Source organism: Desulfosporosinus youngiae DSM 17734, assembly GCF_000244895.1.
Taxonomy (GTDB): domain Bacteria; phylum Bacillota; class Desulfitobacteriia; order Desulfitobacteriales; family Desulfitobacteriaceae; genus Desulfosporosinus; species Desulfosporosinus youngiae.
Genome location: NZ_CM001441.1, coordinates 2,853,334 through 2,879,276, shown reverse-complemented (window position 1 = coordinate 2,879,276; position 25,943 = coordinate 2,853,334). Strand labels below are relative to the sequence as shown.

At 46.0% G+C, this 25,943-nt stretch carries 28 protein-coding genes and 1 riboswitch; of the genes, 10 read left to right on the top strand and 18 right to left on the bottom strand.

Annotated features, from left to right (window positions below):
* Window positions 1–14 precede the first annotated feature (14 nt).
* From DESYODRAFT_RS13300 to DESYODRAFT_RS29970, 4 genes are all read right to left on the bottom strand, one after another.
* Window positions 15–1,070, bottom strand: coding sequence for a rhodanese-like domain-containing protein (locus DESYODRAFT_RS13300; protein ID WP_007783898.1), 1,056 nt, complete (start codon window positions 1,068–1,070; stop codon window positions 15–17).
* Between the two features lie 140 nt (window positions 1,071–1,210).
* On the bottom strand, window positions 1,211–1,900 hold the full coding sequence (locus tag DESYODRAFT_RS13295) for a Crp/Fnr family transcriptional regulator (protein WP_007783896.1): 690 nt from the start codon (window positions 1,898–1,900) through the stop codon (window positions 1,211–1,213).
* 206 nt (window positions 1,901–2,106) lie between these two features.
* On the bottom strand, window positions 2,107–2,295 hold the full coding sequence (locus DESYODRAFT_RS13290) for a hypothetical protein (protein ID WP_007783893.1): 189 nt from the start codon (window positions 2,293–2,295) through the stop codon (window positions 2,107–2,109).
* A 2-nt stretch (window positions 2,296–2,297) separates the two neighbouring features.
* Window positions 2,298–2,492: a helix-turn-helix domain-containing protein gene (locus DESYODRAFT_RS29970; RefSeq protein WP_042339713.1), complete on the bottom strand. Its 195-nt coding sequence runs from the start codon at window positions 2,490–2,492 to the stop codon at window positions 2,298–2,300.
* Window positions 2,493–2,887: 395 nt separating this feature from the next.
* Between DESYODRAFT_RS29970 and DESYODRAFT_RS13280 the strand changes: the two genes are divergently transcribed.
* Complete coding sequence (locus DESYODRAFT_RS13280) at window positions 2,888–3,097, top strand: helix-turn-helix domain-containing protein (RefSeq protein WP_007783890.1); 210 nt, start codon at window positions 2,888–2,890, stop codon at window positions 3,095–3,097.
* Window positions 3,098–3,103: 6 nt separating this feature from the next.
* Here the strand turns inward: DESYODRAFT_RS13280 and DESYODRAFT_RS13275 are convergent, their stop codons facing one another.
* Entirely contained in the window at window positions 3,104–3,679 is a 576-nt protein-coding gene (locus DESYODRAFT_RS13275) for a Uma2 family endonuclease (protein ID WP_007783888.1), read from the bottom strand.
* Window positions 3,680–4,065: 386 nt separating this feature from the next.
* On the opposite strand from DESYODRAFT_RS13275, the gene DESYODRAFT_RS13270 reads away from it, so the two are divergent.
* The 4 genes from DESYODRAFT_RS13270 (at window position 4,066) to DESYODRAFT_RS13255 (ending at window position 6,558) form a co-directional block, all read left to right on the top strand.
* Complete coding sequence (locus DESYODRAFT_RS13270; RefSeq protein ID WP_007783884.1) at window positions 4,066–5,034, top strand: sulfite exporter TauE/SafE family protein; 969 nt, start codon at window positions 4,066–4,068, stop codon at window positions 5,032–5,034.
* 76 nt (window positions 5,035–5,110) lie between these two features.
* Window positions 5,111–5,332 carry a hypothetical protein gene (locus tag DESYODRAFT_RS13265; protein ID WP_157137179.1) on the top strand — a complete coding sequence of 74 codons (222 nt, stop codon included), beginning with the start codon at window positions 5,111–5,113 and terminating at the stop codon, window positions 5,330–5,332.
* A 27-nt stretch (window positions 5,333–5,359) separates the two neighbouring features.
* Complete coding sequence (locus DESYODRAFT_RS13260; RefSeq protein ID WP_007783878.1) at window positions 5,360–5,740, top strand: PadR family transcriptional regulator; 381 nt, start codon at window positions 5,360–5,362, stop codon at window positions 5,738–5,740.
* The gene (locus DESYODRAFT_RS13255) at window positions 5,737–6,558 is read left to right on the top strand and encodes an extracellular solute-binding protein (protein ID WP_007783874.1); all 822 of its coding nucleotides are present in this window, start codon (window positions 5,737–5,739) and stop codon (window positions 6,556–6,558) included. Before DESYODRAFT_RS13260 ends, DESYODRAFT_RS13255 begins: the two co-directional genes overlap by 4 nt.
* On the opposite strand, the gene DESYODRAFT_RS13250 is transcribed toward DESYODRAFT_RS13255, so the two are convergent.
* Window positions 6,555–7,355, bottom strand: coding sequence for a S1C family serine protease (locus DESYODRAFT_RS13250; RefSeq protein ID WP_007783869.1), 801 nt, complete (start codon window positions 7,353–7,355; stop codon window positions 6,555–6,557). The genes DESYODRAFT_RS13255 and DESYODRAFT_RS13250 overlap by 4 nt on opposite strands.
* A gap of 163 nt (window positions 7,356–7,518) precedes the next feature.
* On the opposite strand from DESYODRAFT_RS13250, the gene DESYODRAFT_RS13245 reads away from it, so the two are divergent.
* Genes DESYODRAFT_RS13245 through DESYODRAFT_RS13235 form a run of 3 tightly spaced genes read left to right on the top strand, consistent with a single transcriptional unit; the run spans window position 7,519 to window position 9,272 of the window.
* Complete coding sequence (locus DESYODRAFT_RS13245; RefSeq protein WP_007783865.1) at window positions 7,519–8,139, top strand: bifunctional transcriptional activator/DNA repair enzyme AdaA; 621 nt, start codon at window positions 7,519–7,521, stop codon at window positions 8,137–8,139.
* A complete protein-coding gene (locus DESYODRAFT_RS13240; RefSeq protein ID WP_007783863.1) occupies window positions 8,117–8,584 on the top strand; it encodes a methylated-DNA--[protein]-cysteine S-methyltransferase in 468 nt (155 codons plus the stop codon). The genes DESYODRAFT_RS13245 and DESYODRAFT_RS13240 overlap by 23 nt, the downstream gene beginning before the upstream one ends.
* On the top strand, window positions 8,577–9,272 hold the full coding sequence (locus DESYODRAFT_RS13235; RefSeq protein WP_007783860.1) for a DNA-3-methyladenine glycosylase family protein: 696 nt from the start codon (window positions 8,577–8,579) through the stop codon (window positions 9,270–9,272). Before DESYODRAFT_RS13240 ends, DESYODRAFT_RS13235 begins: the two co-directional genes overlap by 8 nt.
* A 24-nt stretch (window positions 9,273–9,296) precedes the next feature.
* Here the strand turns inward: DESYODRAFT_RS13235 and DESYODRAFT_RS27350 are convergent, their stop codons facing one another.
* The gene (locus DESYODRAFT_RS27350; protein WP_083842172.1) at window positions 9,297–9,788 is read right to left on the bottom strand and encodes a hypothetical protein; all 492 of its coding nucleotides are present in this window, start codon (window positions 9,786–9,788) and stop codon (window positions 9,297–9,299) included.
* The gene (locus tag DESYODRAFT_RS13230) at window positions 9,785–10,888 is read right to left on the bottom strand and encodes a hypothetical protein (RefSeq protein ID WP_083842171.1); all 1,104 of its coding nucleotides are present in this window, start codon (window positions 10,886–10,888) and stop codon (window positions 9,785–9,787) included. The genes DESYODRAFT_RS27350 and DESYODRAFT_RS13230 overlap by 4 nt, the downstream gene beginning before the upstream one ends.
* 259 nt (window positions 10,889–11,147) lie before the next feature.
* Here DESYODRAFT_RS13230 and DESYODRAFT_RS13225 point away from each other — a divergent pair, with 259 nt between their 5' ends.
* Both DESYODRAFT_RS13225 and DESYODRAFT_RS13220 read left to right on the top strand, forming a co-directional pair.
* Window positions 11,148–11,981, top strand: coding sequence for a methyl-accepting chemotaxis protein (locus DESYODRAFT_RS13225; protein ID WP_007783854.1), 834 nt, complete (start codon window positions 11,148–11,150; stop codon window positions 11,979–11,981).
* Between the two features lie 304 nt (window positions 11,982–12,285).
* A complete protein-coding gene (locus DESYODRAFT_RS13220) occupies window positions 12,286–12,897 on the top strand; it encodes a TetR/AcrR family transcriptional regulator (RefSeq protein ID WP_007783851.1) in 612 nt (203 codons plus the stop codon).
* Window positions 12,898–13,076: 179 nt separating this feature from the next.
* Here DESYODRAFT_RS13220 and DESYODRAFT_RS26655 read toward each other — a convergent pair whose 3' ends face one another.
* From DESYODRAFT_RS26655 to DESYODRAFT_RS13175, 10 genes are all read right to left on the bottom strand, one after another.
* Window positions 13,077–18,755 (bottom strand): cell wall-binding repeat-containing protein, encoded by a 5,679-nt coding sequence (locus tag DESYODRAFT_RS26655; protein ID WP_007783848.1) that lies wholly within the window; start codon window positions 18,753–18,755, stop codon window positions 13,077–13,079.
* 245 nt (window positions 18,756–19,000) lie between these two features.
* Window positions 19,001–19,207, bottom strand: coding sequence for a hypothetical protein (locus DESYODRAFT_RS13210; RefSeq protein ID WP_007783844.1), 207 nt, complete (start codon window positions 19,205–19,207; stop codon window positions 19,001–19,003).
* A 50-nt stretch (window positions 19,208–19,257) separates the two neighbouring features.
* The gene (gene trpD / locus DESYODRAFT_RS13205) at window positions 19,258–20,376 is read right to left on the bottom strand and encodes an anthranilate phosphoribosyltransferase (protein ID WP_007783843.1); all 1,119 of its coding nucleotides are present in this window, start codon (window positions 20,374–20,376) and stop codon (window positions 19,258–19,260) included.
* A gap of 13 nt (window positions 20,377–20,389) precedes the next feature.
* Window positions 20,390–21,424 (bottom strand): zinc-dependent dehydrogenase, encoded by a 1,035-nt coding sequence (locus DESYODRAFT_RS13200; protein WP_007783840.1) that lies wholly within the window; start codon window positions 21,422–21,424, stop codon window positions 20,390–20,392.
* Between the two features lie 88 nt (window positions 21,425–21,512).
* Window positions 21,513–21,689, bottom strand: a riboswitch (cobalamin riboswitch).
* Window positions 21,690–21,731: 42 nt separating this feature from the next.
* On the bottom strand, window positions 21,732–22,370 hold the full coding sequence (locus tag DESYODRAFT_RS13195) for an Rpn family recombination-promoting nuclease/putative transposase (protein ID WP_052315264.1): 639 nt from the start codon (window positions 22,368–22,370) through the stop codon (window positions 21,732–21,734).
* 26 nt (window positions 22,371–22,396) lie between these two features.
* Complete coding sequence (locus DESYODRAFT_RS13190; protein WP_042339704.1) at window positions 22,397–23,143, bottom strand: hypothetical protein; 747 nt, start codon at window positions 23,141–23,143, stop codon at window positions 22,397–22,399.
* Between the two features lie 62 nt (window positions 23,144–23,205).
* On the bottom strand, window positions 23,206–23,337 hold the full coding sequence (locus tag DESYODRAFT_RS29550; RefSeq protein WP_282433024.1) for a hypothetical protein: 132 nt from the start codon (window positions 23,335–23,337) through the stop codon (window positions 23,206–23,208).
* 382 nt (window positions 23,338–23,719) lie between these two features.
* Complete coding sequence (locus DESYODRAFT_RS13185; protein WP_007783834.1) at window positions 23,720–24,268, bottom strand: DUF6144 family protein; 549 nt, start codon at window positions 24,266–24,268, stop codon at window positions 23,720–23,722.
* A 126-nt stretch (window positions 24,269–24,394) separates the two neighbouring features.
* Complete coding sequence (locus DESYODRAFT_RS13180) at window positions 24,395–25,225, bottom strand: AraC family transcriptional regulator (RefSeq protein ID WP_007783832.1); 831 nt, start codon at window positions 25,223–25,225, stop codon at window positions 24,395–24,397.
* 30 nt (window positions 25,226–25,255) lie between these two features.
* On the bottom strand, window positions 25,256–25,906 hold the full coding sequence (locus DESYODRAFT_RS13175) for a Crp/Fnr family transcriptional regulator (protein WP_007783831.1): 651 nt from the start codon (window positions 25,904–25,906) through the stop codon (window positions 25,256–25,258).
* Window positions 25,907–25,943 lie beyond the last annotated feature (37 nt).

The following is a 25,943-nucleotide window of genomic DNA, read 5'->3' as shown; positions in this document are numbered from 1 at the left end:
TCAAGATAATTGAATCACCCGCACCCGGCTGCACCTGTACTTGGCTGAACAAAATTCAGCGGAGATAATTCATAATAATCCCGGACAAGATTATGAATAGGGCTGATACCCGTTACTTTTTCATCTCCATGCCAGTAACTCATGCCATATTTCAGAGCGACGGCATCATAACCTAAAGTGACTAAGACTCTGGTCCCCTGACTTGCATCCATACCATCATAGCCAATCAAAACAATCTTCTTATTTAAGGGCAGATGGTTTAACATTTCCAGATCCGCCAGTTCAGCCAGCGGAATATTGACGGAGCCTTCCAGATGTCCGTTCTGATAATGTTGCTGCTCCCGTATGTCCACCATATAATAGTCACTTTCCGGACCTTGTTGGAGAACGCCCAGCAAATCTTCCGCGGTGATAAAACCTTTATAATTGCGATCCAGATACGTTGCAGACGTCTCCAAGATGTATTCTTCTGTTTTTCCCTGAGCATACTTCAGCTCCGGAAATTTATATTGCTCCAATGCCGCCTCGTTCTTAACTAAAGGATTGACGAGGGCTTGGGAAGGAAAAGCTTCGTAACCTGCAGGGGCTTCTTCGTGGGTCCACCCCTGTATGCCATACTGCAAGGGTACAGCCCGATAGCCCAGAAGATTCCAAGTTGCGGCAGTTTGGGCTGCCGAATGTCCATTATAATCAATAATCACTAACGTCTTATCCTTAGGCAAGGAAGCAAGTTTTTGGGAACTTGCTGTTTGGTTATAGGGGATACTGACTGACCCCCGGATATTACTATTCACGAAATCCTGGTTGGCACGTATGTCTACTAAAAAATACTGGGCATCTTGCCCTAGAACAACTTTTTGGTAGAGCTGTTCCGGAGCCAACGATACCAGTTTAAGATTTGACAGATACTCATCCGCTATCCGGCTAACGGATTCAAACTGATCTGTCAGAGGCAAATCACTGTCCGGTTTGGCGACTTGAGCTGATTGGCCGGAATATGAACAACCCACCAGGGACAATACGAGAATGGGAAGCAGCAGCAGTTGCCATAACCCTTTATTGCGCTTCATTGGTTCCCCCTCCTAGTTTGATTTTTTTAACAATAATGCCACAGCTCAGTGATAATGTTATTATTATCACAAGCTGTGGCATTATTGTATCATATTGTCATCTAATGATCTGTGACAAAAGTACATACTAACTAACTACTTCAGTTTCTGGCAATCCTTTCTAAGGCCTCGGTATTATTAATAACCAGACGCCCTCTGGCCAGGCTTAGAATACCTAACCTTTCGAAGCCCTTTAATTCCCGGCTTACTACTTCTCTGGCCGTACCAAGCTCTCTTGCAAAAGCTTCATGGGTCATATAAATTGAATATTTGCCGGAGTTACTGTTTAAAAGCAGCAACTGAGCCAAACGCTTCTTTACAGAAATAAAGGCTATGCTATCGACAACTTCCGTCGCTTGAAAAAGCCTGTTTGATATATCGCTAAAAACAAATCTATAGAACGGCTCGCATTCAGCTATTGACTTTACGAAGAAATCGCGGGTTACAAAGACAACTCTGGAGTCTGTTTCGGCAGTTACCGTCACAGTATTTCCTGTATAGTTACCGAAAATACAAGCTGCGGACAGAGGACAAGTTCTGCCTTTCCCAATTCGATAAAGCGTCACTTCACGACCATCTTCTGAAATCATGGATATTCTCAATTTTCCCGCTAGAAGAAGTGCCAGAGCAGAACAATCCGATCCTTTTTCCGCCAGCACGGTTCCGGCAGGAACCTTTTGCAGGGTTGCATAACCGACTAAGCATTCAAGCTGGTCTGAAGTTAATTCTCTGGCAAAATCGAATGCAGCTTTAAGTTCTTCCATAAAAACTAATTTCGAATTAAACTCCAAGTTCTGTCCCCTCCAAAATCAGTCTTAGTTCTTTTTACACTATTTTACCATCAGGAGGGTTACCTGTCATTTTTTATTGGACTATGTAATTTGAGCAACAATAGTAGCTGATGATTACCTCCCTGATAAAAAGTGAATACTCGGCGGAACGGCTATGAATGCTAACAAGCAGTTCCGCTGAGTATACCCCTTTGTCTGTAAAGAAACTAACTATTACAACTGTTGATTTCATCAATAGATGCTCTAATTGAGATTATCATCTCATCAATTTCTCGTTTTAACTCTTTTGAGAATTGTATTTTGCCTTTGTCTTCATTGAGTTCAATATACCCTTTGATCACTGTGACTTGATCACATAATTTCTGACAAAAGCTTAATAGTTTATGCTCGTCCAACCTTACTCCTCCCCCAGTAGCTTTTTTAATTCGACTTCAAGGGTATCAGCGATTATCGCCAATGTTTTGACATGTGGCCGCTTATAATGTCCCTCCTCAATCTTCTTCAGATAACTCTTACTTATTCCTGATTTTTCTGCTAACTCTTTTTGCGTCAGGTTTTTGGCCCGGCGAAACTCCGCTATTTTCCTGCCAATCTCTACGGATGTCGCCCTCCTATAAGGTTAATTCATGTCGTGAGTCATAAGAAAGGAAAATATGTAGGAAAAAAGGATCAATTTTACTCTTATTTTCCATAAGATTCGACCTGGTGATAGATTATCCTGTAATATGAGTCAATACCTACCATTATACCCGAAGTCTCTGCCAAGTGTATGACAGCTCTACACTACCAACAGCAAGGTGATTTTCGTATATAGTTGGACCCCGGTGCTCAGAACACCGGGGTCCATGTTTTAAATTGCCATACTTTAATCGAGCTTTTGCGAAAGCCGTTGGATTAAACGGATGTCACTTATCGTCTGTAGACTTAACGTCTACAAAAATTCTATCATTCGCTTAAATACTTTGTCAATAAGGTGGTAGTATATAAGTGCCCAATATTAGGATTCTTTTCGGAAAACGGGTTCGAAAGTTGAGACAAGCCCTTGGTATTTCTCAAGAAGAACTGGCATTCAGCAGTAACTTACATAGGACATATATCTCAGACATTGAGCGGGGAACCAGAAACGTCTCATTAGATAATATTTACAAGATCGCAGTGGCTTTAGACGTTTCTCCAAAAGATTTGTTTGATTTTTAAATTTAATTAAACAACGAAAACAGGTTTTAAATCTATTGTGAGATCTGGGATAATATTCAAAGTAATTTGGTCTTCTTCCGAGTATACTTCTTGTCTTCCATAACGACCATTCTCTTGGAGTACAAAAACACTGACTATTTTAACTTCAGGTTCAACAATCCAGTATTCTTTAACACCCACTTTTTCGTACATATTAAATTTTATTATCCTATCAGTTTTTACTGATGAAGGGGAAATTATTTCGATTATCATATCGGGTGCCCCATTACAGCCCTTTTCATCAACCTTGGATTTGTCGCACACTATGGTAATATCTGGCTCAACAACCTTTTTGATATCTTCGTTTGATATTTCATCACCCTTCGTTAGCCTTACACAGAAAGGTGCCGGATAAACTTTACAAGATCTGTCCTTTAAATGGTTAGCTATTTGCCTTGATATTTCCATGAGTATTTCCTGGTGCACTGTAGATGGTGCTGCTTGCATATGTGGTACTCCGTCGATAATTTCCCACCGTTCTCCTTCCGGCCAGGTTAAGTAATCAGCATAAGTATATTTCTCCTTTGCTTCCGGTATAGGCATAAAATCACTCCCTGTTAAAAAATACCTTTTCAAAAATGATTATAACATATCCCGATATATAGATAACAGGATAGGCATCATTTTGAACCTTTTTTGTTATCGGAGCCATTGCTCTTGTTCATAATCATTTAAATTCCAGGACGATAATCTTTGTTGTTTTACAAAGGTTATCGTTTTTTCATTCTATACAATTTCCCTAAATATTTTACCCGCCCAAAGGATATTACTTACAGACGTCGAATATATACACGACAACACTATATGCACGATAACAATAGATGACCATTACACATATAATTATTGAAAAGTTACCTTTTAAAGACGCTGTTGCGTGCTAAGGATTTGGCCAAGACCCTTACTGAATAGATTGAAGAGGAGGAACTATTATGCATTTTCCAATTTCCGGTGTGGACGTCTTGCCCTTTATTCCGCCTTTAGTAGCCTTTCTGGTCTCGTCACTAACCGCCTCGGCCGGGATATCGGGGGCTTTTCTGCTCCTGCCCTTTCAGGTCAGTGTTCTTCACTTCACCAGTCCGGCGGTGAGTCCCACCAACCTGATTTACAATATTATCGCCATTCCCGGCGGTCTTTACCGCTATATTAAAGAAGGACGCATGGCCTGGCCTCTGACCTGGGCCGTGGTCATCGGTACCCTGCCGGGAGTATTTGTGGGCGCTTGGGTGCGTATCCTCTACCTGCCAGACCCTAAAGCCTTTAAACTCTTTGTCGGCGTTGTGCTGTTGTACCTGGGCTACCGGCTCTTATCCGATGTGCTGGGCTGGAACAAAAAGGTTAAAGAGCAAAATAAAATTATGCAGAACAAGTTTGCCGGACAAGTCGCTAAACTGAAGGAAGAAAACACCAACCGCTTAGCCTCCGGTCTGCCTGCGGAAGCTGTTGTCAGGACCAAAACCCTTTCCTGGCGGAAGGTTGAATATGAATTCTGGGGGGAAACCTATTCCTTCAGCGGACCCTCGATTTTATGTCTCTCTCTGGTAGTGGGCTTAATCGGCGGCATCTATGGCATTGGCGGCGGGGCCATTATTTCCCCTTTCTGTGTGGCGGTATTGGGTCTGCCCGTTTATACGGTGGCCGGGGCTGCTTTAGCCGGCACCTTGATCACTTCCATTGCCGGAGTAGCCTATTATTACCTGCTGGCGGCCGGCGGCGTGGCTGCCGGCGCAGCGGTCACTCCGGACTGGATGCTGGGCCTGCTTTTTGGCCTGGGAGGGCTGTTGGGTACTTACGTAGGTGCCCGTATCCAGAAATTCCTGCCCGATACCCTGATTAAGGCCATCTTAACCGCTTTAGTCCTCTTCCTGGCTTGCAGCTACATTGGCCAGTATTTCTTCTGAATTTAATCATCTGCGCTGATTAAATTAGGAGAACATGCTCTTTCCTTGGGTATTACTAACTAATGGGTGTGATAATATGGCTTTTAGCACGATAACCTTGTATATTAATGAAGAGGATAAAACAAATCTGCAGCAAGTTCTGGAACAATTAGAAGGAATTCTGCAGTACCAACCCAATGGTGGGGATGATATTGTTCTCTACGATCCCCAAAGGATTTCCTATGATCAGATTTTAGAAACTGTCCTGCAGGCCAGTTACCACATTAGCAGGTTTTATGTTGCCGGGGAAGAATGTTAGACAGAGAAGGAATTGTGAGGTGAGCCTGTGAAAGAAGAAGAAACACTGAACCCGGCCTTTGCTTATATTGCCGGGCGCATAGATAAAATGCTGGTGCCGGCTCTGCTTAATTTTTTGGCCCAAAAACCCGCCCATGGCTATGAATTAATTCAAAAAATCAACGAATCGGGCCTCTCGGAAATCGAGGCGGACCCCGCCACTATTTACCGCAACCTGCGCCGCATGGAAGAGGACGGACTGGTGCTTTCCCAATGGGAAACGGAGCACACCGGTCCTGCCCGGCGCTCCTACCGCTTAAGCCCCGCCGGTTGCCAGGCCTTGGAGTTTTGTGTTCAGCTAATCACTGAGAAAGTAGAGAAAATGACGGCATTTTTAGACCAGTACCGCCGGGAGGTGAAGAAGGGATGAGCCAAGAAAGTATCTTAACTATTTTACATGCCGGGGCCTTGCGCAAACCCATGGTGGAATGTGCCAAACTGCTGCAGGCAGCTCAGCCGGAACTGGACATCCGCCTGGAATCCTACGGTTCACGGTCCTGTGCCCGGCAAGTCAGGGAGGGCAAAGCCGCCGATATCCTGGCTTTGGCCGATCCCCTGCTCTTTGCCGAGCTCCTTGGGCCTGAGTATGTAGACAATTACTATATCTTTGCCAATGACCAAATCGTCCTGGCCTTTAACGAATTTTCCAGGGGCAGCGGAGAAATCGGCGCTGCCAACTGGTTCGATATCTTGCTGCGGGAAGACGTCAGCTTTGGGCGTTCCAACCAGCATTTAGATCCCTGCGGATATCGCACACTGATGGTCTGGCAGCTGGCGGAGCAGTATTACCGTCGGCCCGGCCTCTTTGCCCAGCTGGACCAGCGCTGCTGGGGGGATTTGATTTACCCTAAATCCTATGACTTGGCCTCGGATGTTCTGATGGGTAAACTGGACTATGCCTTTGAATATCTCTGCGTAGTCAATCAATTTGGCCTGAACCATCTGACCCTTCCCGAAAAAATCAACCTCTCCAGCCCCGCCCAGGCGGACTATTATCGCCAGGCTGCCGTAAGCCTGCAAGGCAGGCATTCCGGCGAGATGATTACCACCTTCGGAGCCCCTATTGAATTTGCCGTTTCGATCCTGAAAAATGCTGAAAACCCTGGGCCGGCCAAAGCTTTCCTGGATTTGATTTTAAGCAAAAAAGGCCAGCAGATCCTGGAAGACTGCGGACTGATCCCCTATTAAAGCTGAAAGCCCGGGCTCCCGGGCTTTTGTTGTATCAAAACCTGAACAGGAATCGCTAAGGCACGAAGTTCTGATTTGCCATTTACTTCAAGATTAGTGCTGGCAAAGATAATGCCTACCACCTTGGCCTGATTATCGATGACCGGACTACCGCTATTACCGGGATTAATAGGTATATTGATATCAAAAATCTGAGGCAGGCCATTCTTTATATTGTAAAATCGACCTACCTCACCTCTCTGCGATATCTTCTCAAACCCTAGGGGATTCCCGATAATGGTCACGGTTGCGCCACTCTGTACCGTGTCTTTCATGTTAAGGGCTATGGTGGGAAGAGCGTTCCCTTCTATTTGAATGATAGCTATGTCTACATCCGGGATAACCTTATATTGTTTAGAGTAATACATCCTGCCGTCACCAAAACGGATAGTAATCATGCTGGCGTTGGCTACGATATGTTGATTAGTTATTATCCTGCCTGTTGGGGATATATTGAAGCCTGTGCCCCGTTTTACCTCGGTATTAAGAAGACCCTCTGTCACCACCGTCTCTATGCTTACTACCGCAGGCTTGCATTGTTGAACGATATCGTCTTCCTTTAAAGCCCTATTCTGATCTAAGAAATTCAGTTTATCCGATAAAAGATAAGGAAGATTCGGCACGGAAAAGCCCATAAAGGCAACTATAATCAGAAGGGCTACTAATTTCCTGAAATAGCCCGGTTTCGTGCTCACTATTTCGTCGTCCTCAAACCGTTCCTCGTCAGCCTCTTGATTAATTAATTCGTCATCGTTCATGATTACCTCCTTTATATCAATTGTATCATTTCCATGGCGGCTTTTCCGCAAAGGTAATGTACGTTTTAGCAGAATTACACCGGGAAATCCGATAAGACTTATCAATCTCCCGGTGCTATACTATAAGACAAAACCAAACCGCTATATGGAGATGAAAAAAACAATGGGTCTTACAGATGATAAGATGTGGAAAGCCGTAGTGGATTGTGATAAAAGCTATGATGGGCAGTTTTTTTACGCAGTAAAAACGGTGGGTGTTTATTGCCGCCCGTCTTGTAAATCAAGGACACCACTGCGCAAGAATACGAACTATTTTGAAACACAGGAGGACGCTGAAAAAGCGGGCTTTCGCCCATGCAAACGCTGTCGTCCCGATTTACTTGATTATGCGCCTATGCTGGAGCTTGCACAACAAACAAAAAACCTGATCGATGATTATTTCCAGGAGAGAAACCGCCTTGCGGCAGAAATGAAAAGACTTGGCGTATCGGCCAGCCATTTAGCTGCTGTCTTCAAGCAGCAATACGGAATGGTGCCAAGTCAATATTTGAACAAAACTCGCCTTGATTATACAAGGAAAATGCTTGCAGAGACGGATACCCCTATTATTGATATCGCCGGTAATATTGGATATGATAGTCTGCCATCCTTTTATGGTTTTTTCAAAAAACAAACTGGGACAACACCAAGGGAATATCGGGAGTTAAACAAGGTTCCCGGCATTCACCGAAACATTCCTAATAACAGCAAGGAGCAAAAACATGAAAAGCGTATTTTTCTATAATTATCCTGTCGGTATGCTTGGAATTGCAGAAGATAACGGCGCGATATGCCGTATATTTTTTAAGGGCGAAACCACGCCCGCCGATTTTGAAACCATTGAAACACCGCTCATTCAGAAAGCGGCCGCGCAGCTCACCGAATATTTTGCCGGGAAGCGCAGGTCTTTTGATTTGTCGCTGGTTCTTCAAGGCACGGATTTTCAAATGTCTGTCTGGAAAACCTTGCAGACGATTCCCATTGGGGAAACTCGCAGCTATAAAGATGTTGCCGTGATGATTGGCAATCCTCGGGCAAGCCGGGCAGTAGGTATGGCGAATAACCGTAACCCTATGGTCATCATTGTTCCCTGTCATCGGGTGACAGGGCAAGACGGCAGTATGACGGGCTATATCGGTGGGATTCCCGCCAAAGAATACTTGTTGGAGTTGGAAAGACGCGATGCTTGACACACACTATTTTCAATATGGAGAAAAAGAGATCGAGCACCTCAAAGCTAAAGACCCGATTTTAGGTGCCGCGATAGACGAAGTGGGACACATAGACCGTGTTGTCATCCCCGATATGTTCATGGCACTTGTCAATTCTATTGTTGGACAACAAATATCTACAAAGGCACAAGCGACCATTTGGGAGCGTATGCAAAATCAGTTTGCGCCTTTAACGCCGGAAAACATAGGGATAATATCAGCCGAAGACTTGCAGACTTGTGGAATATCCATGCGCAAGGCCTTATATATCAAAGAGATTGCAGCTGCGGTACTGGATGGGAGTTTAGATTTAGCCCATCTGCATACGATGACAGACGATGAAATTTGCAAACGGCTTTGCCGGATAAAAGGCATTGGCGTTTGGACTGCGGAAATGCTAATGACATTTTCCATGCAGCGTATGGATATCATGAGTTGGGATGATCTTGCTATCCACCGCGGACTTAGGATGATATATCATCACCGTAAAATCACGCCTGAATTGTTTGCCAAATATAAGCGCCGGTATTCGCCCTATGCAACAGTAGCAAGCCTGTACCTTTGGGCGATAGCCGGCGGCGCGTGTGCCGAGCTTGTGGATTACGCGCCCAAAACCGAAGCTCGGAAAAAGGCAGATGCTAAAAAACGAAGGAAGATACATTCCTAGTAATCACAAGCTTTTGCAAGATACTTATTTCTTAAGTAAATTAATCTGACTTTTCAGCCATTGAATAAGCTCTTGCTTGTTCTTATTGACGGGAGCAATCTGTTCCCAAATGTCTTTAAAATAATCCTCAAAGGCCTTAACCAGCATAGGTTCTGTTATGGCTAACCGTACTCCCGGTTCCCCTTCCAAAAAGTCAAGTACTTCAAAAAATATAGCTTGTCTTTCTTTAACCAGACAATAATAGCTGCTATTAACAGAGCTCTCAGTACCCTCATTTTGAGTTAGAAAAGCAATATTATAATTTTCATATTTTATAAGAAAGGCTACCATATTCTCCAGAAGTTCAACGGCATCCTCAACTTCCAGATCAACCGGCTCAAGACCCGAGGGGCTATAAAGAAAATACTTTCTCTGTTTAATCAGATCCTTGATTGAATCCGCCGAGTATATGTCATAACATTGATACTCTTTGACATTGGCTAAAAAGGCCGCTAATCGCTTTTGGAAAAAAGTCAAAGCCCTGAGCAGCTCATCATGGGATCGCTCTTTTTTTTTAGAAGTTTAAGATATAAATTTTCGGGCAATGTTACCAGCCCGGCACAAGGCTTGTATAAAAACCGGTCCCCAATAGTTTCCTCACGTTTTAGCAGGCACTGGTTGAAAATGTGGCTGTTTTCCCGGGCATAGTATTTTATGAGGGGCTGATTATGATTGGCAATCAGCATCTGATAGTAGTTTTTAAAAACCTCAACGGCAATTTCATTTCTAAAATAGAAAGCACAATTGACTTCCGAATTCTCCCCGGTTGAAAAACACGATAGTGCTCCGATACCCGGAACCGTAATGTTCTCTCTGCCTGTGCCGGAAGTGTAGTATTTATTCAGATAATAGGAATTAAATTTTCCGGTTTTCACAAGAGGTTTGGCAAATTTTATCAGGCTGATTATTCTGTTGATATTACTGTTTAAATGGACTAACAAAATTACCTGCCAACCCTTATTGATGGCATTTAACAAGGCATTTCTTAAACCATCCATTAAATGTCTATTTTGATTGGCTAAAGACATGTCGTTATTATAGGTTATGTAAATAGTCTCGTTATTTTCACAGGTTTGCTGGGCTGCTATTTCAAGCAAAGAAACGGCCGCGGATAAAATAGTTTCAATCTGAAAAATTATTTTATCTTCTTTTGACAAAGCTACGGAATGAGTAAGCTCATTGATAGCAAATAAGGGATTCTCGTCATTAATAGGGTTTTGTCCTTTCTGAAGCCGGTTGATTCGTTCTCTCCGTTTGCATTCCATGGAATACCCTTGGGCTTCCAACAATAATTTAGCGATCATCTCTTTTGGCATACCCGCCAACTCCCGATTATCGCAGGCACTTAGGAAAAGCTCATTCAAACGCTGGATTTGCAAGGAATTCAAGAAGTTTTTAGCAAAGTACTCAGTAATACTCTCTATGTAGATTGAATCATAGCCCGGAATCCGTTTGCCGTTAACCCAGCGATTAACCAATGAGCTGTCCACATTGATCGCTTTTGACAATCGATTGGCACTTATATCCAGAATCGAAAGTAACGACGTCAAACACTCACCAAATTTTATGTAAGTCAAAGATTTCTACCTCCTAAAATTGATACCTTTACAATAACCTTATCTAAGCCGGGAGTGATATATCTTTATGAATTTGTCATAACCGCGGTTGTGACAAATTCATAAAGATACTACAAATTATGCGATTAATCCTCTATTATAAAGAATGCCCTACATAATTCGATATCTTATTCCTTACATAATTCGAGAGCATTTATTAATTATCGCAAAATTGCAGTTGTGTTTAATAAATAGGCGGTCTAAAATTGGAGGTATTAATATGGAAAAATTTATGGGCAGAGAAACATTGGAGTTTTTTGCCAGAATGACTCCGTTATTAAATAGGCTCTTTCTAATGGATGTTTTCGTTGCCGTAAGTGACACTCAAACCATTCTGGCTTACCAGGCAGCCAAAACCTTTGACATTGGCATTAAGGCCGGCGATCAGCTTAAATCGGGCACATCCCTGGCCAAAGCCATGCGGGAAAGAAAGTCGGAAATCTTAGAAATCGACAAAGAAGTTCTGGGGGTAGCCTATAAAACCGTCACAGAGCCTATTTTTGATGAAAACCAGCAAGTCATCGGCGGAATCAGCGTCGGCACAAGTCTGGAAAACCAAAATAAGCTGGGTGAAATCATTGAACAGTTCAGCGCTTCCTTTCAGGAAATCAACAGCAGTATTCAGGAGATTGCCACGGGTTCCGAGAAACTGGCGACAGTTGGCGAAGAATTGTCCCAAACCGCTGTCAACACCAAAGCCGATGTTAAAAAAACCGATGACATTATTCAAATGATCAAAAGCATTTCGGATCAAACCAAACTTCTCGGTTTAAATGCCGCCATTGAAGCAGCCAGGGCCGGCGAGAACGGCAAGGGCTTTGCCGTTGTGGCCGAGGAAATCCGGGGCCTTTCGGCGAAAAGCAACAGCTCGGCTAAAGAAGTGAACAATATTTTAAAAGCCATTGCCGACTCCGGTAATTTTATCAGCGATGAAATTCAGGAGTTGAGCGCTATAAGTGAGGAACAATCGGCAGCTATGGAAGAGATTTCTACCGCCGTACAGGATCTTGCCGCTCAATTAGAGGCCTTGACGGGATTTACGAAAATTATTTGAGGAACGGACTCTTCAGTTTAACATAATCCGCCGCAAGATTAAGAGCAGGAAGCAAGTTGACAATCAGCTTGCTTCCTGCTCTTTTTAAAATTAGTACCGTCACAACAGGTCCCATTACTACTCTCATTTTCCAATCTAAGTCCGAAGTTTAAAAAAAGCCCCTCTCTTTAACGCCGTTAAAGAAAGGAGCTCCTTTATTAATGACTACTAACCTTGTGATATATTTCTCTTTATGCTATTCTTGGCAATAAAGGAAAAATAAGTTGACTGTATCATGATTAACACAAGGCATAAGGAGGCTTTTATGAAGAAAACAGCTGATCTTATCCTCAATCAGTCCCAGCAATGGTTTATTGATGCCCTGCTGACCTTAATGAAAACAAAACCTTTCCATAAAATTCAAATTAAAGAGCTGGCCGAGAAAGCAGGTTTAGACCGCAGGACTTTTTACCGGCATTTTAAATCTAAAGAGGACGTCCTGTTCCTACAGTGCAGAGTCGTCATTGAGGATTTTGCCAAAAAAGTCCTGGCTAAAAATGAATTAAATTTTAAAACCGTCGCCATCTCCTATTTTGAGTTTTGGAATGACTATCTTGATTTTCTTAAACTTTTGAAAGCAAGCAATATGATCTGCTTCTTTTCCGATAAGATGGATAAGCTCTATTATGAGCATGTAACTTCTAAAGTTAAACAATATTTGAACGGCGTGGAATTAGACCATAAAACCAGATACCATTTTTTCTACGGGATGGGCGGCCTTTGGCATGTGATGAATTGGTGGCAGTTGGAAGATCCTCGCGAGACGCCGGAAGAAATGGGACAGATCCTGGTGGAGTATATTACCGAAATCTACGCTTCTTTAGCTTTAAACACTGCAGCCGGGAATTCGGTCCGCCAGGCCGCCTCACCAAGTTAATTCAAAGTGTAGGACCAGAAAAAGGACGACATCAGTACCCCAGCCAACGGGCTATGCCATTCGTTATTTTGTTAGTTCAGGAACCGGTCCGGCTTTGCGGACCGGTTCCTATACTTATTGACATCTTCATAGGCGTAGTTTGACAACCTTAGTTGCGTAACTTAACAATTTTAACCATCTTAGTCTTCCAGAAGAGCTTTAACAGCTTCCAGCGTGGACTGAGGTACAGCCATGGTGCCTCCGAAGATCCGTACTTCCTCCACCTTCTCTTTAGCTGACTGGAGCAGGGCTTGCTGCTCCAGGGTCAAACCATTGCTTCCCCCTTCTCCCTGGTAGCCCGCCAGCAGCAGCCAGGCGTTGTTTTGGGCTGCCACAGCTGCTGCGGAGAGAGCGTCGGCAAAATCCCGGCCGCTGACCACATAGATGGCTTGGGGATCAGGCTGGAGATTAGCCAGAACCCGGGCATTGGTACCGTAACGGTCGATGCCGTCATAGCGCTTGGCGTTGGGGACGAGGCTTTCCAAACCTTGCGGCAGGACTGCCGTTCCGCCAATGAGGAGGGTTTGACTGACGCCCAGTTCATTGAAAGCCCGGGCCGTGGCTTCCGGCAGAGTCTCCCCTTCTCCGCCTGCGTAAAGGATAGGTACTCCCTGATATCCTGCCCAGGAGGCAATGGATAGAGCGTCGGCAAAGGAGCCCTGCCCGCTGTTGCCGTTGACCAGAACGGCCTGGCCCGCCCCGCTGCCCAGGGCTTTGGCAATTTCATAGGCCGTTTCATACTGAGTTGTTCCGTAAATCCGTTCCACACTGATTCCCTGAGCTGCCAGCTGGTCAGATACGGCAGGCAGGACGGCTCCGATGCCGCCGGTAATGATCACCTTTTTAGCGCCCAGGGCCTGGATTTGGGCCAGAACGCTGTCCGGCAGGTGATCCGGAGGAGTGAGCAGAATCGGGGCGTCGAGTTTCTTAGCCAAAGGTACTGCCGGCAGAGCGTCGGCGGAGACGTCTCCCCGGGCCAGGATCACGGTGTCGGCACCGGCAGAGAAGTAAGCTTTGGCGATTTCCACAGCCGTGTCATAGCGGCTTTCCCCATAAATTCTCGCCAAGCCGATCTCCTTAACGGTCAGTTTTTGGGTGAGAAGGACGTAATCGGAACAATGGTCCTGGTTTACCGTGACAAAGCCTTGGGAGTCTACACGGACGCTTTGCCTGTATTCCAGCTGATCTGTGCTTTCATTATAGTAATAGTAATGAAGGGTTTGGCCTGCATAGCTGCTGCCGGCTTTAACCCTGACGGCGGCTTCTCCCGGCAAAGCTCCGCTGTGCTTAAAGCTTAAAACCAGGACCAGGTTGCCCGCGTCCGAATCCGGGAGATTTATGCTGCCGGCAGCGACAGCGGTCTTAAGACCGAAGTCAATCCCCGTCTGCCCGGCGGTCGCCTGCATGCTGCCCGGGGCAAAGGTTATGGTATAATCGGCGCCATTGAAGACAATGGGTTTATCCTTATTCTTGTCAATGAGTTTCTTAAGCTGAGCAGAAGAAATTTTAGAGGAACTGCCGGTAAGAGTAACCCTCACTTCACTTGCTTTTTCCACAATAGAGGAGTTAGGTACATATTTATCCTTGGCAGTTGAGCCTGAACTGCCGCTTGAACCGCTGTCCGAATCATCGTCATTATCGTTATTATCGTCATCGTCCGCACTGCCGCCGGGAAGGGATTGGACGGTCAGGCTGTACAGCGCTCCCTCATTGTTGGTATGTCTCACAAAGTAGTGGTTCTTAATCTGAGGTACTGCGTTATCGCTGTCGGCAGCCTTTCTCCCGTCGGCTGTATAGACGCCGGCAAAAGTGTCGTAATTGTATATAGGGAACGCCGCATAGCCATTGTTTAAAACCGTTTCCATCCGAGTGCCTTGGGCATAGGCCAGGGATTTGTCGAAACACATATTGAGTAAGTCACTCCGCACATTATTAGCTAAGTACTGCTCAATGGTTACAGATGAGCCGGAGTTGATGGCTGCAGGCAGCCCTTCATAGGTCTCTCCGCCGTAAGTGACATCCACATAAACCGTATAGCAGCCCAGCTCTACTTCGCCCTCGCCGGTCAGCACTCCCCCCTCTGTCAGCGCAAAGTCAAAGCCACTTTCCTCCGCGGACTTGGCAAAGGTGGCCCCAGTGAGAAGGTTTCCGTTCCGGTATGCCCGGAGAGTTGTACTAATAGAAGTTCCCGTTTCACCTGCCGCCACCGGGAAACTCTCCTGAGCGGGCATGACGGATATGGAATCGTCATCTGCTGCAACCCGTTCAAAGGTTGTGCTGAGAATAGTATCCTGAGTGACGGTCAGGGTATAGGTGCCGTAATAGGGACCGTCGAGAAGAATGGGACGACCGCCGGTCGTTTCCGCTTCCGTGGCAACGGATTCAATCTTCCCTTTGCCGTCCTCCATGGGATAGGCCAGCATATGCAGTGTATCTCCAATGGCTACCTGCACATTTTCTCCCACCGGCAGTAATTTTACATCTCTGGAATTGAATGCCGCAAGAACCCCGCCTCTGACGTTTTCAATGTAAACCGTGGCGTATTCCGGCGCTTTCCCGGCCAGCAAGACAACGGGGCTGAAGGACTCCAGTGTAAAGCTCAGGGTATCCCCATCCTCGGAAATCTCGCAGCGAACCGCTTCTGTGGTTTGGCCGTAATGAATGGCGGCAATCTCATCCGCATTCGCCAGTGCCTCAGGAACCGGCATGGTGATAATAACCCCATAGGTACCGACGGTTCCCGAGACCAGGTCAATGTCCAGCTGAACCGCTGAATCTACTTCCGGCGAGGTAATGTTTAAGGCGGCGGCATCAGCAGTCAAGGTTTCGCTGCTTTTAGGTTCCGCTAGAGCCTGAACGGATAATTGAGCCGTTTGCCCCGCCCCGCCGAATTTAATCAGCGGCAGGGCTCCGCCAAAGAATCCTTTGACAGTTTCATCAACAGTGGCTGTATTGGTCCCTCTCCATTTGGCGTCAAACTGGATCAGCTCCCCGTAAATGTGGTCGCCGGCTTCCAGCTTTTCACCGTCAAAGTACCAGCCTTCAAAGGTATAGCCGGGGCGGTCCGCCAGTACGGGAATATTCCCGGCAGAGATGATGCTGTAATAATATCCATCGTCATCCAGTTCTCGGGCAGGAAGGACAACCTCTCTGGTTTCAGTTGTGCCGTTATTCTCAAAGGCTCCGCCTTTAGGATCAAAGAAGAGGGTTACTACCTCATCCGTCACCGTGAATTCCTTTTCGCCAAACTCTTTGGCTCCCGAGCTGCCGCTGGGCAGAGATCGGACAGTCAGACTGTACAGCTCTCCTTCATTATTGGCATGTCTCATAAAGTAGTGGTTCTCAGCCTGGGGCACCGCGTTATCAGTGGCGGCAACCTTTTTCCCGTCGGCTGTATAGACGCCGGCAAAGTTATCGTAATTATACATGGGAAACGCCGCATAGCCGTTGTTTAAAACCGTTTCCATCCCAGTGCCCTGGGCATAGGCCAGGGATTTATCGAAGCACATATTGAGCAGGTCGCTGCGCACATTATTGGCCAGGTATTGCTCAATGGTTACAGCGGAGCCGGAGTTAATCGTGACCGGGAGCTCTGCATAGGTCTCCCCATCGTAAGTGACATCTACATAAACCGTATAGCGGCCCAGCTCCACTTCACCGGCGCTGGTCAGCAGGCCGTCCTCTGTCAGCGTAAACTCAAAGCCGCTTTTTTCACCGGATTTGGCAAAGGTTGCCCCGCTCAGAACGTCTCCGTTCCGATAGGCCTTGAGAGTGGTGCTGATGGACCTTCCCGTCTCACCTGCCCCTACCGGAAAACCTTCCTCAGCGGGTTGGACGGATAGGGAATCGTCGGCCCTTCGTTCAAAGGTAGTAGTGAGAATGGTATCCTGAGTGACGGTCAGGGTATAGGTACCCCCGTAAGGACCGACGAGAGGAATAGGCCGGCCGCCGGTGGTCTCCGCCCGTGTACCGACGGAGGCAATGGTTCCCTTGCCGTCCTCCATGGGATAGGCCAGCATATACAGGGTATCGCCAATAGCTACCTGCACATTTTCTCCTACCGGCAGCAATTTGACATCCTTGGAATTGAACACCGCCAGAACCCCGCCTCTGACATTTTCAATGTAAACCGTGGCATAGTCCGGCGCTCCCCCTGCCATCAGGACCACCGGGCTGAAGGATTCCAGGGTGAAGCTCAGGCTGTCCCCATCCTCGGAAATCTCGCAGCGAACCGCTTCTGTGGTTGAACCGTAATGAATGGCCGCAATCCGGTCCGCACCCGCCAGGGCCTGGGGAACCGGCATGGTGATCACAACCCCGTAAGGACCCACTGTCCCTGAAACCAGGTCGATGTCCAGTTGAACCGCCGAGTTCACATCCGGCTCGGCAATGCTTAAAGCAGCAGCAACCGCAGCCAGGGTTTCGGCGCTTTTGGGCTCTGCCAGGGCTTGAACGGATAACTGGGCCATTTGCCCGGCTCCGCCAAACTTAATCAAGGGCAGGGTTCCGCCAAACAATCCCTTGACATTTTCATTAACTGTGGCGGTATTAGTTCCCTTCCACTTGGCGTCAAACTGGATGAGTTCCCCGTAAAGGTGGTCGCCGGCTGCCAGCTTTTCCCCCTCAAAGTACCAGCCTGCAAAGGTATAACCGGGCCGGTCCGCCAGCTCGGGAATATCTTCGGCAGAAATGATGCTGTAGTAGTAATGATCCCCATCCAGCTCGTCGGCAGGAAGGGCAAGTTCCCTGGTTTCCGCAGCGCCGTCATCCGCAAAGGCCCCGCCTTTGGGATCAAAGAAGAGGGTGACTTCTTCCCCTTCCACCGTGAATTCTTTCTCACCGAACTCTTTGAATTCCGAGTCTGCTGCCAAGAGATTGACCGTAACGGCCTCACTCCATCGGGCCTCAAAAGCAGCGCCGTCAAAAATCCGGCTGCCAGCTTCCAGCTTTGTTCCCTGGCAATACCATCCTTCAAAACTATAGCCCGGTCTTTCCGCCAACAACGGTATGTCCTCACCGTCAGCTAATTTATAATATTGATTATCATTATCAGTGTTGTTGGCAAAAAAAATAAACCCCCTAATTTCCTTTGTCTCGTCATCCTTAAATATTCCGCCCTGAGGATTAAAAGCAACGCTAATCTCCTCACCCTGCAGTACTGCCTCACTATTCTCTGAATTCTCCTCAAGTCCCGTTTCTCCGGAACCGTTCTCCGTTCCCGAATCAATATCGCCGCCGGTGTCAAGGCCCGGGTCTGTACCCTCATCTATACCGGCATCTGTGTCCGTATCCCCGTCGGCGTCTGGATCACTGTCAGCGTCAAGTCCCGCCTCGACACCGCTGTCAGTGCCGGGATTGATGTCCGCATCGGCAGCAGCCTCCGGGTCAGGGCCAGGGTTTACAGCACTGTCCGGCTCACTCCACCGGGCGTCAAAGGTGACATCATTAAAAATACGGTCGCCCTCTGCCAGCTTCTTTCCCTTCAGGTACCAGCCTTCCAAAACATAACCGGAGCGTTCTTCCAGTTCAGGAATATCTGTATCGGCAATTATCTTATAGTATTGATTATCATTATCAATACTATCCGTAAAAAAAATAGTCTCCCTTGGTTCTGTTCTCCCATCATCCTTAAATACTCCGCCGTGAGGAGCAAAGACAACTGTCAATGCCTGCTCCGATCCCTGAAGATTTTTGTCGCCGTAATCCCTGGCCAAAGCATTCATTTCACAAGCAAAGCTCATGTAAAAAGCCATAATGAAAGTCAGGATGAATGCTAAGGATCGTCTCATTCGGATTACACTTTTTCTTTTCATTTCCATTGATCTCCTCCTCTGGTTAGATTTATCTAACTTTTGGACTTATTGTATATTTGCTCTTGGCAAAAATCAATAGATTGCCCACAAGTGCTACATATCTTAGATTGTGAGACATTGTAGATAAGGAATTTTGTAAGAATGCGACATTAACTCTAATTTTCAATTTAAGAAAATCCAAGTGTTCCCCACTCTGAAATTTTAAAATCTCCGGTTCCCTTGTTTTGCCAAAGGAACCGGAGATTTTTTCCTCATTCCACTGCACTTTCCGTAACTATCAGCTCTACGATCCGCACGTCCCTCAGCCCCCTCTTTTTCACTTCTTCAAGGTATTCCTCGATGACCGGGAATTTCTCCGGCGGGAAGACACTGGCTTTATCCAGGTCTACCCATTGATAACCCTCCCTGTCGCTGACCTTTAGATATTGACCCCGGCATTTTAAGGCATATAGTTTCACAGCGGCTCATCCTCTCTTCTCCGATTTACCTGTGCAAAGATTTAAATAACTTAACCGGCCAAAGCCTTCCTGGTCAGTTTTTCCAATCGGGCTAATCCCTTTTCAGGATTGTGATTTTGCGCCGCTACCCAATCCCGTAATTTTTCCATAGCCTTACCAGCGGCAATAATTTCTTGAGCCTTCTCAAACCCTTCCCGGATAGTGCTGACTTGGTTCATAAGATAAACTATCAGGGCCGCATTTAAACAAACAATATCGGAACGGGCTCCCCAATCCTTTCCATTTAACAAGGCCAGCATGCGGATAGTTTCTTCTTTCAGGTTATTGAGGGAAGCAATCTCTTCTTTCCTACCTCTCTTGATTCCCAGGTCTTCGGGAGTAAAGGAGTACTTGAGGATACTTCCGTCTTCTTTTAATTCGGCAATAAAAGTTTCTCCCAAATTGGAGGCTTCATCCATGCCTAAGGTACCGTCTTCAGTCACTCCATGAACTACCAGGGCCTTTTTGTAGCCAATCTCCTTCATGACCCGGGCCACGGGTTCCAGCATTTCTTTGGCATACACCCCGCGCACCCCGTATTGGGGCAGGGCCGGGTTGGCCAGAGAGGCAGCGATGTTAAGGACCGTGCCGAAAGAAATTTGCGCCAGAATTCTGCCTAAAGCCTGGGGATGAACCTGGGGACTCATGCCATTAAAAATACCAATTCCTGCTTTTTCAATGCTTTTTTTGACTATTTCCGGATGGCATTCCACATCCACACCCAGTTCTTCCAGAATGTCAATCGTGCCGCAATAGGAGGTAATAGCCCTGGAGCCGTGTTTTGCCATTCTGATTCCATTGGCTGCGGCAATAATTGAAGCAGCCGTGCTGATATTAAAGGTTTTAAATGAGTCCATTCCGGTACCGGAATTGTCCACTAAAGGCAGCTCTGTTTCAGGATTCACCTTGACTGTATCCAGTTCATAGATAGCCTCCCAGCTTCCCGCAATCTCCTCAGCCGTTTCACCTTTGGCCGCCAGAGCAGCCAGAAAGGCGCCTTGATTCATAGGCGAGGGCTCATTGCGGAGGATTTCTGAAAACACGGCTTTGGCTTCCTTCCTGGTGATGTTTTGGGACTGAATGAGCCTGGTTATGACGGACCCGAATTCTTTAGCTTTTTCTGCACACATAAGCATTTCCTCCTTAAAACTCAACAATGATGGATGTTTCAGACATCCTGCGCACCATTTCCAAACCACTTCCCACTTCATCTAAAGGAAGTTTGCGGCTGATCATAGTTTTCACCCTGACCTTATCTTCCGCAATCAGCGCCAGGGCTTTTCTGTTATGAGACAAAGAGCAGCCATAAGCTCCCAAAACCAACAGCTCTTTGTAGTGGATAGTATTCAAGTCAAAGCCTGGGACTGTATTGCCTATTAAACCACTGAAAAAGCCCAGGCGTCCTCTTTTGGCTAAAGCATTCAGGCCCTGACTAAAAGCTTCCAGACCCGGACAACAGGGAATTGCCGCATCCACTCCCGCCCCCTTGGTCAGCGCCATGATTTCTTTAACTAAATCCTTTTCTTTGACGTTGATCACACAGTCAATAGGCAATTTCTCCGCCTGCTTGATTCTCCTTTCGTTAATCTCGGCTACTATAATTTTCCTGACACCATTGGCTCGGGCTAATTTAGCATTTAAAATCCCCAAAGGCCCTGCCCCGATAATAAGCAGCGAGTCCTCATCTGAGACATTTAAAGAGCTTTGCATGTTAACTGAACAGGCCAAAGGCTCAGTGAGGGCAGCTTCTGCAAAGGAAACATGATCGGGTATCCTTTGCAGTACGCCGTTTTTAACCCCCCTGGCCGGAACTAATAAATACTCGGCGAAGCCGCCATTCAGATGAAAGCCAATAATCTTCATCGAATCGCAGAGATTATCCTGACCTCTCAAACAATAACTGCAGGTACCGCAGGGTATTCCGGGAGCTACCTGAACCCTGTCCCCCAGGGAGACCTGACTGACACCCGGACCCTTGGCAGCCACAATCCCGGCAATTTCGTGTCCCAGAATCCGCGGGACCTTTAAATCTTTTTGCCCCTGAGTTAAGCATTTCAGATCCGTGCGGCAGATTCCGCAGGCCTGGGTCCGGATGAGGACTTCCCCCTCTCCGCATTGAGGAGTATCCACCTCTGTCAGGGTCAACGTTTCAATAGCTTCCAGTACAGCCGCTCTCATTTTGATCCTCCTTTTTTAAAAACAAAAAAATCCACACTACTCATAGCGTGGATTTTCCATCATCCTCACAGAACCTTTTTCTCGTTAAAGGCCTCTCTTATCTCAGGCAGGTCTCCTGACTCAGGTTCATCGCCCTTATGTCCCTTCCCCCAAAACCGGAGTGGTTGTTGACATCGGCTTACCTTTACAGTGGCGGGCCCGTCCGGGACTTGCACCCGGTTCCCTATTCTCCCTTTAGCAGGGCACCTAAGACAATCTATTCTTAATAATTACTATTATATCCGCAAAATGGATGGCGTCAAGGGGGTTAATCTTTTAGGCGCTTAACTTCTTCTTCCTTCATACCTGTTGCTTGAGCTATCATTGAGACCTCCATACCCAGATCCAGAAGCTTCTTCGCAACTTCCACCTTTCCCTCTGCTTTGCCTTCCGCTTTTCCTTCTGCCTTGCCTTTATTCTTCGCTGACTCTATCCTCGTCAGCTGGTCATGCAGCTCGGTTTCTCTGGCCTCGTACAGCATTCTTGCCTTTTCATCTTTACTGATGATCTGCAAAATGTCATAAGCTTTTTTAATGTCTTTATTCTTTTCAGCCAACATCTCTATCACTCCTTTTGATTTGGCATCCAAAAATTCCATCCATTCAATGACCTTATCATTCTCACCTCTTGGAATCTCTTTATCTGCCAGTTTTATGATCTCCAGAAAGTGTACCTCTAATATGTCGGTCAACTTGTATCCTGCTTCGTCCTCAATTAAATGATAGCTGGAGTGCAACTTCTGAAGCGGGGTGCATCTGAAATCGACAATATTAATGGTGATACATTTTTTTAACTTGGCATAGGTATCTCCCGGCTTTATTTGGCCTGTGTACATCTTCGACCAGTAGAACATGGTTCTTTCAGGCATAAATTCTGTCGGCAATATTTGAATTAAAAGGAATAGCATTCTTCACCGAAGCGGTGGTCACTCACTCAGTTGGAACTTGCGACAAATTGTTCTGCCTGGGGATCGTAACGATACAACTCAACCGACTTGGCAACTCTATCCGGATTGGTAATATCCTCCTCCGGTTTAGCGTATTCATGGTTCATTGTCGAATAGATCAATAACTGATTATCCATGGACAGATTAAGAGAACCCACAGTTCTGCGATAAGGCAGCTGGACGAACTCCATCTTCTCTGCTAATCCGGACCAGATTTCTTTGTAGCCGTCCTTAGTATAACTGATAAGATGAAAATAGTTTTCCTGATAACCCGTCCCCCCATGACCCGAAACAAAGGCAATCATTTGCTTTCCTCCCCAGCCGCCATAGACCTGCAGCCCGTATACCGGCTGGTGCAAGGAATAGACTTCCTTATAATTGCCTTCAGCGAACTCATAGAGCAGGAAATACCCTTCCACACGATCCAAGGTTACATAAGCGGCTATTTGGGGTCCGGCGGAATTCTTCATATTAACCTGGGCCAAAGTGATAGCTTCTCTTGGCAGCTCCAACTCATTTTCAGCATCCAAATCAAATTTAGCCAGCAATGACTGATATAACCAGTCCGGTACAAATTCGGCTGAATTTTGTCCCCCTTTGGAATTTATGACTGAGCTGATATCCTCACCCGGCTTATTCCCCTCTTTGCCCGGATTACCTGGATTATTGCTGTTATTGCAGCCACTTAAGAAAAAAACAGCCAGAACAATGCTTAGGAATATCACTTTCTTCACATTTCCACCCTCTTCCTCCGCCACTCTTAGCGGCAACCGCCTGTTTCCTTCCCAAACCTCAACTAACGCTTTCTTAAATTTTCCTCATAGGCTTCCACCAATTCCTCTTTGGCCTTTTCGAGAAATTCACTGACATAAGCCGGCAGCTCTTCCGACCAAGGGCACTTTTCTCCTCTAAGAGGAAAATTTGCCATTTCAATTCTACGCAGGAACTTTTCTCAAGGCCGGTCACATTGACAGAGATAGCTTCCAATCTAACTTTCGGGCAGCATCACTTTACTGCCTCTTTCAGTAAATCTAAATGGAAATTTATACACTACTCACTATAAATTGTATAAATTTCAAACAATAAGTCAACAGAAATAAAATGCTTTTACTGCCAACAGTTACAACTATAAGTGATATAGGTCTCCTTTTGGGACACCAAAAAGAAGTACTGCTTGTCTCCTCAAATTCGGATTCGAATCCGAATTTGAGGAGACAAGCTCTCCTGCTCCGGCTTCCGCGCAGTAGTTGATAGCCAGGGGATACTCCTTTGACAAAATCGTTTCCGGTCATTATCACATTTTTGCCGCTTTAGTTCCAGATAAGGCCATGAGGGATGATTTTCATAAGGCAGATATCGTCCCCGCTTTTTATGCTTTTCAATAGTTCTACATCGACCATGCACCCAAAGGCTTTTTCAAAAAGGACTTTACTGTACCCTGTCGTACACTGGCACCAGGTTTTTGTTTTTAATTTGTCCACGTCAGCAAGCATGGGGCAGGGGCAAAATAAAAACTGCAGCAATAGTTGGCCGTTTTCACAAAACAGGCCCGCAGCCTTGGCCTTGTCAGAAGCAGCAAATTCTTCCATGTTTGACGCGGCGGTTTTCAGTTCATTCAAAAGGGCCAGCTTCTCGTCCATTCCGTAACCGCACTGGCAGTTCATCCGGATCTGTTTTGTCCTTTCTTGGTCAAATTTGTCTTCCAATCGGCACATCGTGGATTTTACCCAATCGGCATTAGTTTCACCTTTTGCTGTTCCATCTTTCCCGTATACAATTTCGGCTGCCGTCCCGGCCTCGCTCTGCTTCCTGACGGCCTCAAAAATGATTTGCTCCTGAATTTTTCTTACATCAAACATTTCCATACCTCCATACGTTTTCTTCGCTAAAATAAAACAGACCTTTCTCCAAGAGAAGCTCCGTGCCCGGATTGCTCTCATTATAGAGAAAAGTCTGTTTCATTACTTCTGAATTCTTGCTCTAATTTATTTAACCGGGATACATAAATCCATGCTTACATATTCGCTGTTTCCGTCGATCTTTTGATAGATGTTCAAGCCGTATCGCTTATCCATGATATAGCCGCTCTCGGGCAGCCAGATGCTGAATACCCCCTGTACCGAGCAGAATATGTCACGTATTTTTCCTTCATAATGATAAATTGCGAACTTGCCGCCTTTTATCGTTGTTATATTTTCTGGTGCCCAGAACTCATCCGCCGTCATGCAAATATCGCATATACAATTGTCCAGGCCGGTGATCGCAGGATCGTCGTAAAACCTCTCAATAAACAGCGTTTCAGCTTTAATGTAATCTCTATATTTGTGCATAAAACGCGGCCATTTTTCTTTCAGCTCGATATAGGTTCCGATAACCCTTTCGTAAATAACTAAGAAATTTTCAAGTTGCTTTATTTTGATCTTACCGGCATAGTCTTTAAATGTGTCGAATTCTGAAAGGCCTTCCGGATAGAAAGGATTTGCCATATCCGTAACGTTTGTTGATTTGCGAAATTCTGCCGGGGAAACGTTATGATGCTTTTTGAATGCGGAGCTGTAATTGGATGAGCTGTACCCATAATCCAATCCGATATCGGTAATGGGTCTGTTCTTTATAAGCTTAATATCAATGGCGCTCTGATCCATTTTCAGACGCTTAATAAATTCATAGACGCTTTCGCCGGTCGCCGCCTTAAAGGATCTGCTAAAATAAAACTCCGAGAAATGAAAATGATCCGCGACATCTTTGGCAGAGAGGCCTTCATGAAAATGCTTGAGAATATAGTCGATGCTTTGATTTATCAGTTCTTTGTTCATTATGATCCACCATTTTATTTTTGCTTTTAATTATATTAAATATAGCTTTATTCTTCTTTTCTCAATTTGAAGCAGCCCCTCATCATTCATTCGTTTTAATTCACGACTGAGGGATGGCCTGGAAACATTCATATACTCTGCCCATGCCCTTTGGGAAAAAGGCAATTCAATGTGTTCGGCAGCCGCCTGCTTTCTCCGCTCAGTTAACAGATAAAAAACAATCTTCTGCCGCATAGAGGATTGGGAAAGCAATTCAATTTGCTGATTCATTTTAAAAAGTCTGTTGGCATACTGCTTTAGAAAGTTTTCCAAAACACGGCTGTCCAGAGATAAAAGCTTCAGCAGCTGCGGCTTATCGATCAGCAGTAGTTCGCTTTGTTTACGGCAATATATCGTGACCGGATAGTGAACGCTTTCCGACAACACGGCCGCCTCTCCGAAGACTCCCCCCTCTCCCAGCTGGGAAACCAATACTACTTTCCCATCGGAGAAAAGCTTTTGAACCTCCACCTTCCCGGATAAAACAATTCCCACATATTCCGCCAGGTCGTTTTCAGAAAAAACGACCTCTTTAGCTGTATAGGAGCGGACGACATAGCGGACATGGGTAAAGAGGGCCTGGATATCTTCTGCTGGGATTCCCCGACAAAATGCCGTCTGTTGCATTATCGACCATATCATTTCCTAACAACCGTCCTTACCTTCTAAAATAGTTTAA

Excerpts from the sequence above, each read along its gene's own strand:
- DESYODRAFT_RS13300 (WP_007783898.1), bottom strand. The coding sequence starts at position 1,070 with ATGAAGCGCAATAAAGGGTTATGGCAACTGCTGCTGCTTCCCATTCTC.
- DESYODRAFT_RS13275 (WP_007783888.1), bottom strand. The coding sequence starts at position 3,679 with ATGCCTATACCGGAAGCAAAGGAGAAATATACTTATGCTGATTACTTA.
- DESYODRAFT_RS13270 (WP_007783884.1), top strand. The coding sequence starts at position 4,066 with ATGCATTTTCCAATTTCCGGTGTGGACGTCTTGCCCTTTATTCCGCCT.
- DESYODRAFT_RS13265 (WP_157137179.1), top strand. The coding sequence starts at position 5,111 with ATGGCTTTTAGCACGATAACCTTGTATATTAATGAAGAGGATAAAACA.
- DESYODRAFT_RS13255 (WP_007783874.1), top strand. The coding sequence starts at position 5,737 with ATGAGCCAAGAAAGTATCTTAACTATTTTACATGCCGGGGCCTTGCGC.
- DESYODRAFT_RS13250 (WP_007783869.1), bottom strand. The coding sequence starts at position 7,355 with ATGAACGATGACGAATTAATTAATCAAGAGGCTGACGAGGAACGGTTT.
- DESYODRAFT_RS13245 (WP_007783865.1), top strand. The coding sequence starts at position 7,519 with ATGGGTCTTACAGATGATAAGATGTGGAAAGCCGTAGTGGATTGTGAT.
- DESYODRAFT_RS13240 (WP_007783863.1), top strand. The coding sequence starts at position 8,117 with ATGAAAAGCGTATTTTTCTATAATTATCCTGTCGGTATGCTTGGAATT.
- DESYODRAFT_RS13235 (WP_007783860.1), top strand. The coding sequence starts at position 8,577 with ATGCTTGACACACACTATTTTCAATATGGAGAAAAAGAGATCGAGCAC.
- DESYODRAFT_RS13225 (WP_007783854.1), top strand. The coding sequence starts at position 11,148 with ATGGAAAAATTTATGGGCAGAGAAACATTGGAGTTTTTTGCCAGAATG.
- DESYODRAFT_RS13220 (WP_007783851.1), top strand. The coding sequence starts at position 12,286 with ATGAAGAAAACAGCTGATCTTATCCTCAATCAGTCCCAGCAATGGTTT.
- DESYODRAFT_RS26655 (WP_007783848.1), bottom strand. The coding sequence starts at position 18,755 with ATGGAAATGAAAAGAAAAAGTGTAATCCGAATGAGACGATCCTTAGCA.
- trpD (WP_007783843.1), bottom strand. The coding sequence starts at position 20,376 with ATGTGTGCAGAAAAAGCTAAAGAATTCGGGTCCGTCATAACCAGGCTC.
- DESYODRAFT_RS13200 (WP_007783840.1), bottom strand. The coding sequence starts at position 21,424 with ATGAGAGCGGCTGTACTGGAAGCTATTGAAACGTTGACCCTGACAGAG.
- DESYODRAFT_RS13195 (WP_052315264.1), bottom strand. The coding sequence starts at position 22,370 with ATGCTATTCCTTTTAATTCAAATATTGCCGACAGAATTTATGCCTGAA.
- DESYODRAFT_RS29550 (WP_282433024.1), bottom strand. The coding sequence starts at position 23,337 with ATGGCAAATTTTCCTCTTAGAGGAGAAAAGTGCCCTTGGTCGGAAGAG.
- DESYODRAFT_RS13185 (WP_007783834.1), bottom strand. The coding sequence starts at position 24,268 with ATGTTTGATGTAAGAAAAATTCAGGAGCAAATCATTTTTGAGGCCGTC.
- DESYODRAFT_RS13180 (WP_007783832.1), bottom strand. The coding sequence starts at position 25,225 with ATGAACAAAGAACTGATAAATCAAAGCATCGACTATATTCTCAAGCAT.
- DESYODRAFT_RS13175 (WP_007783831.1), bottom strand. The coding sequence starts at position 25,906 with ATGATATGGTCGATAATGCAACAGACGGCATTTTGTCGGGGAATCCCA.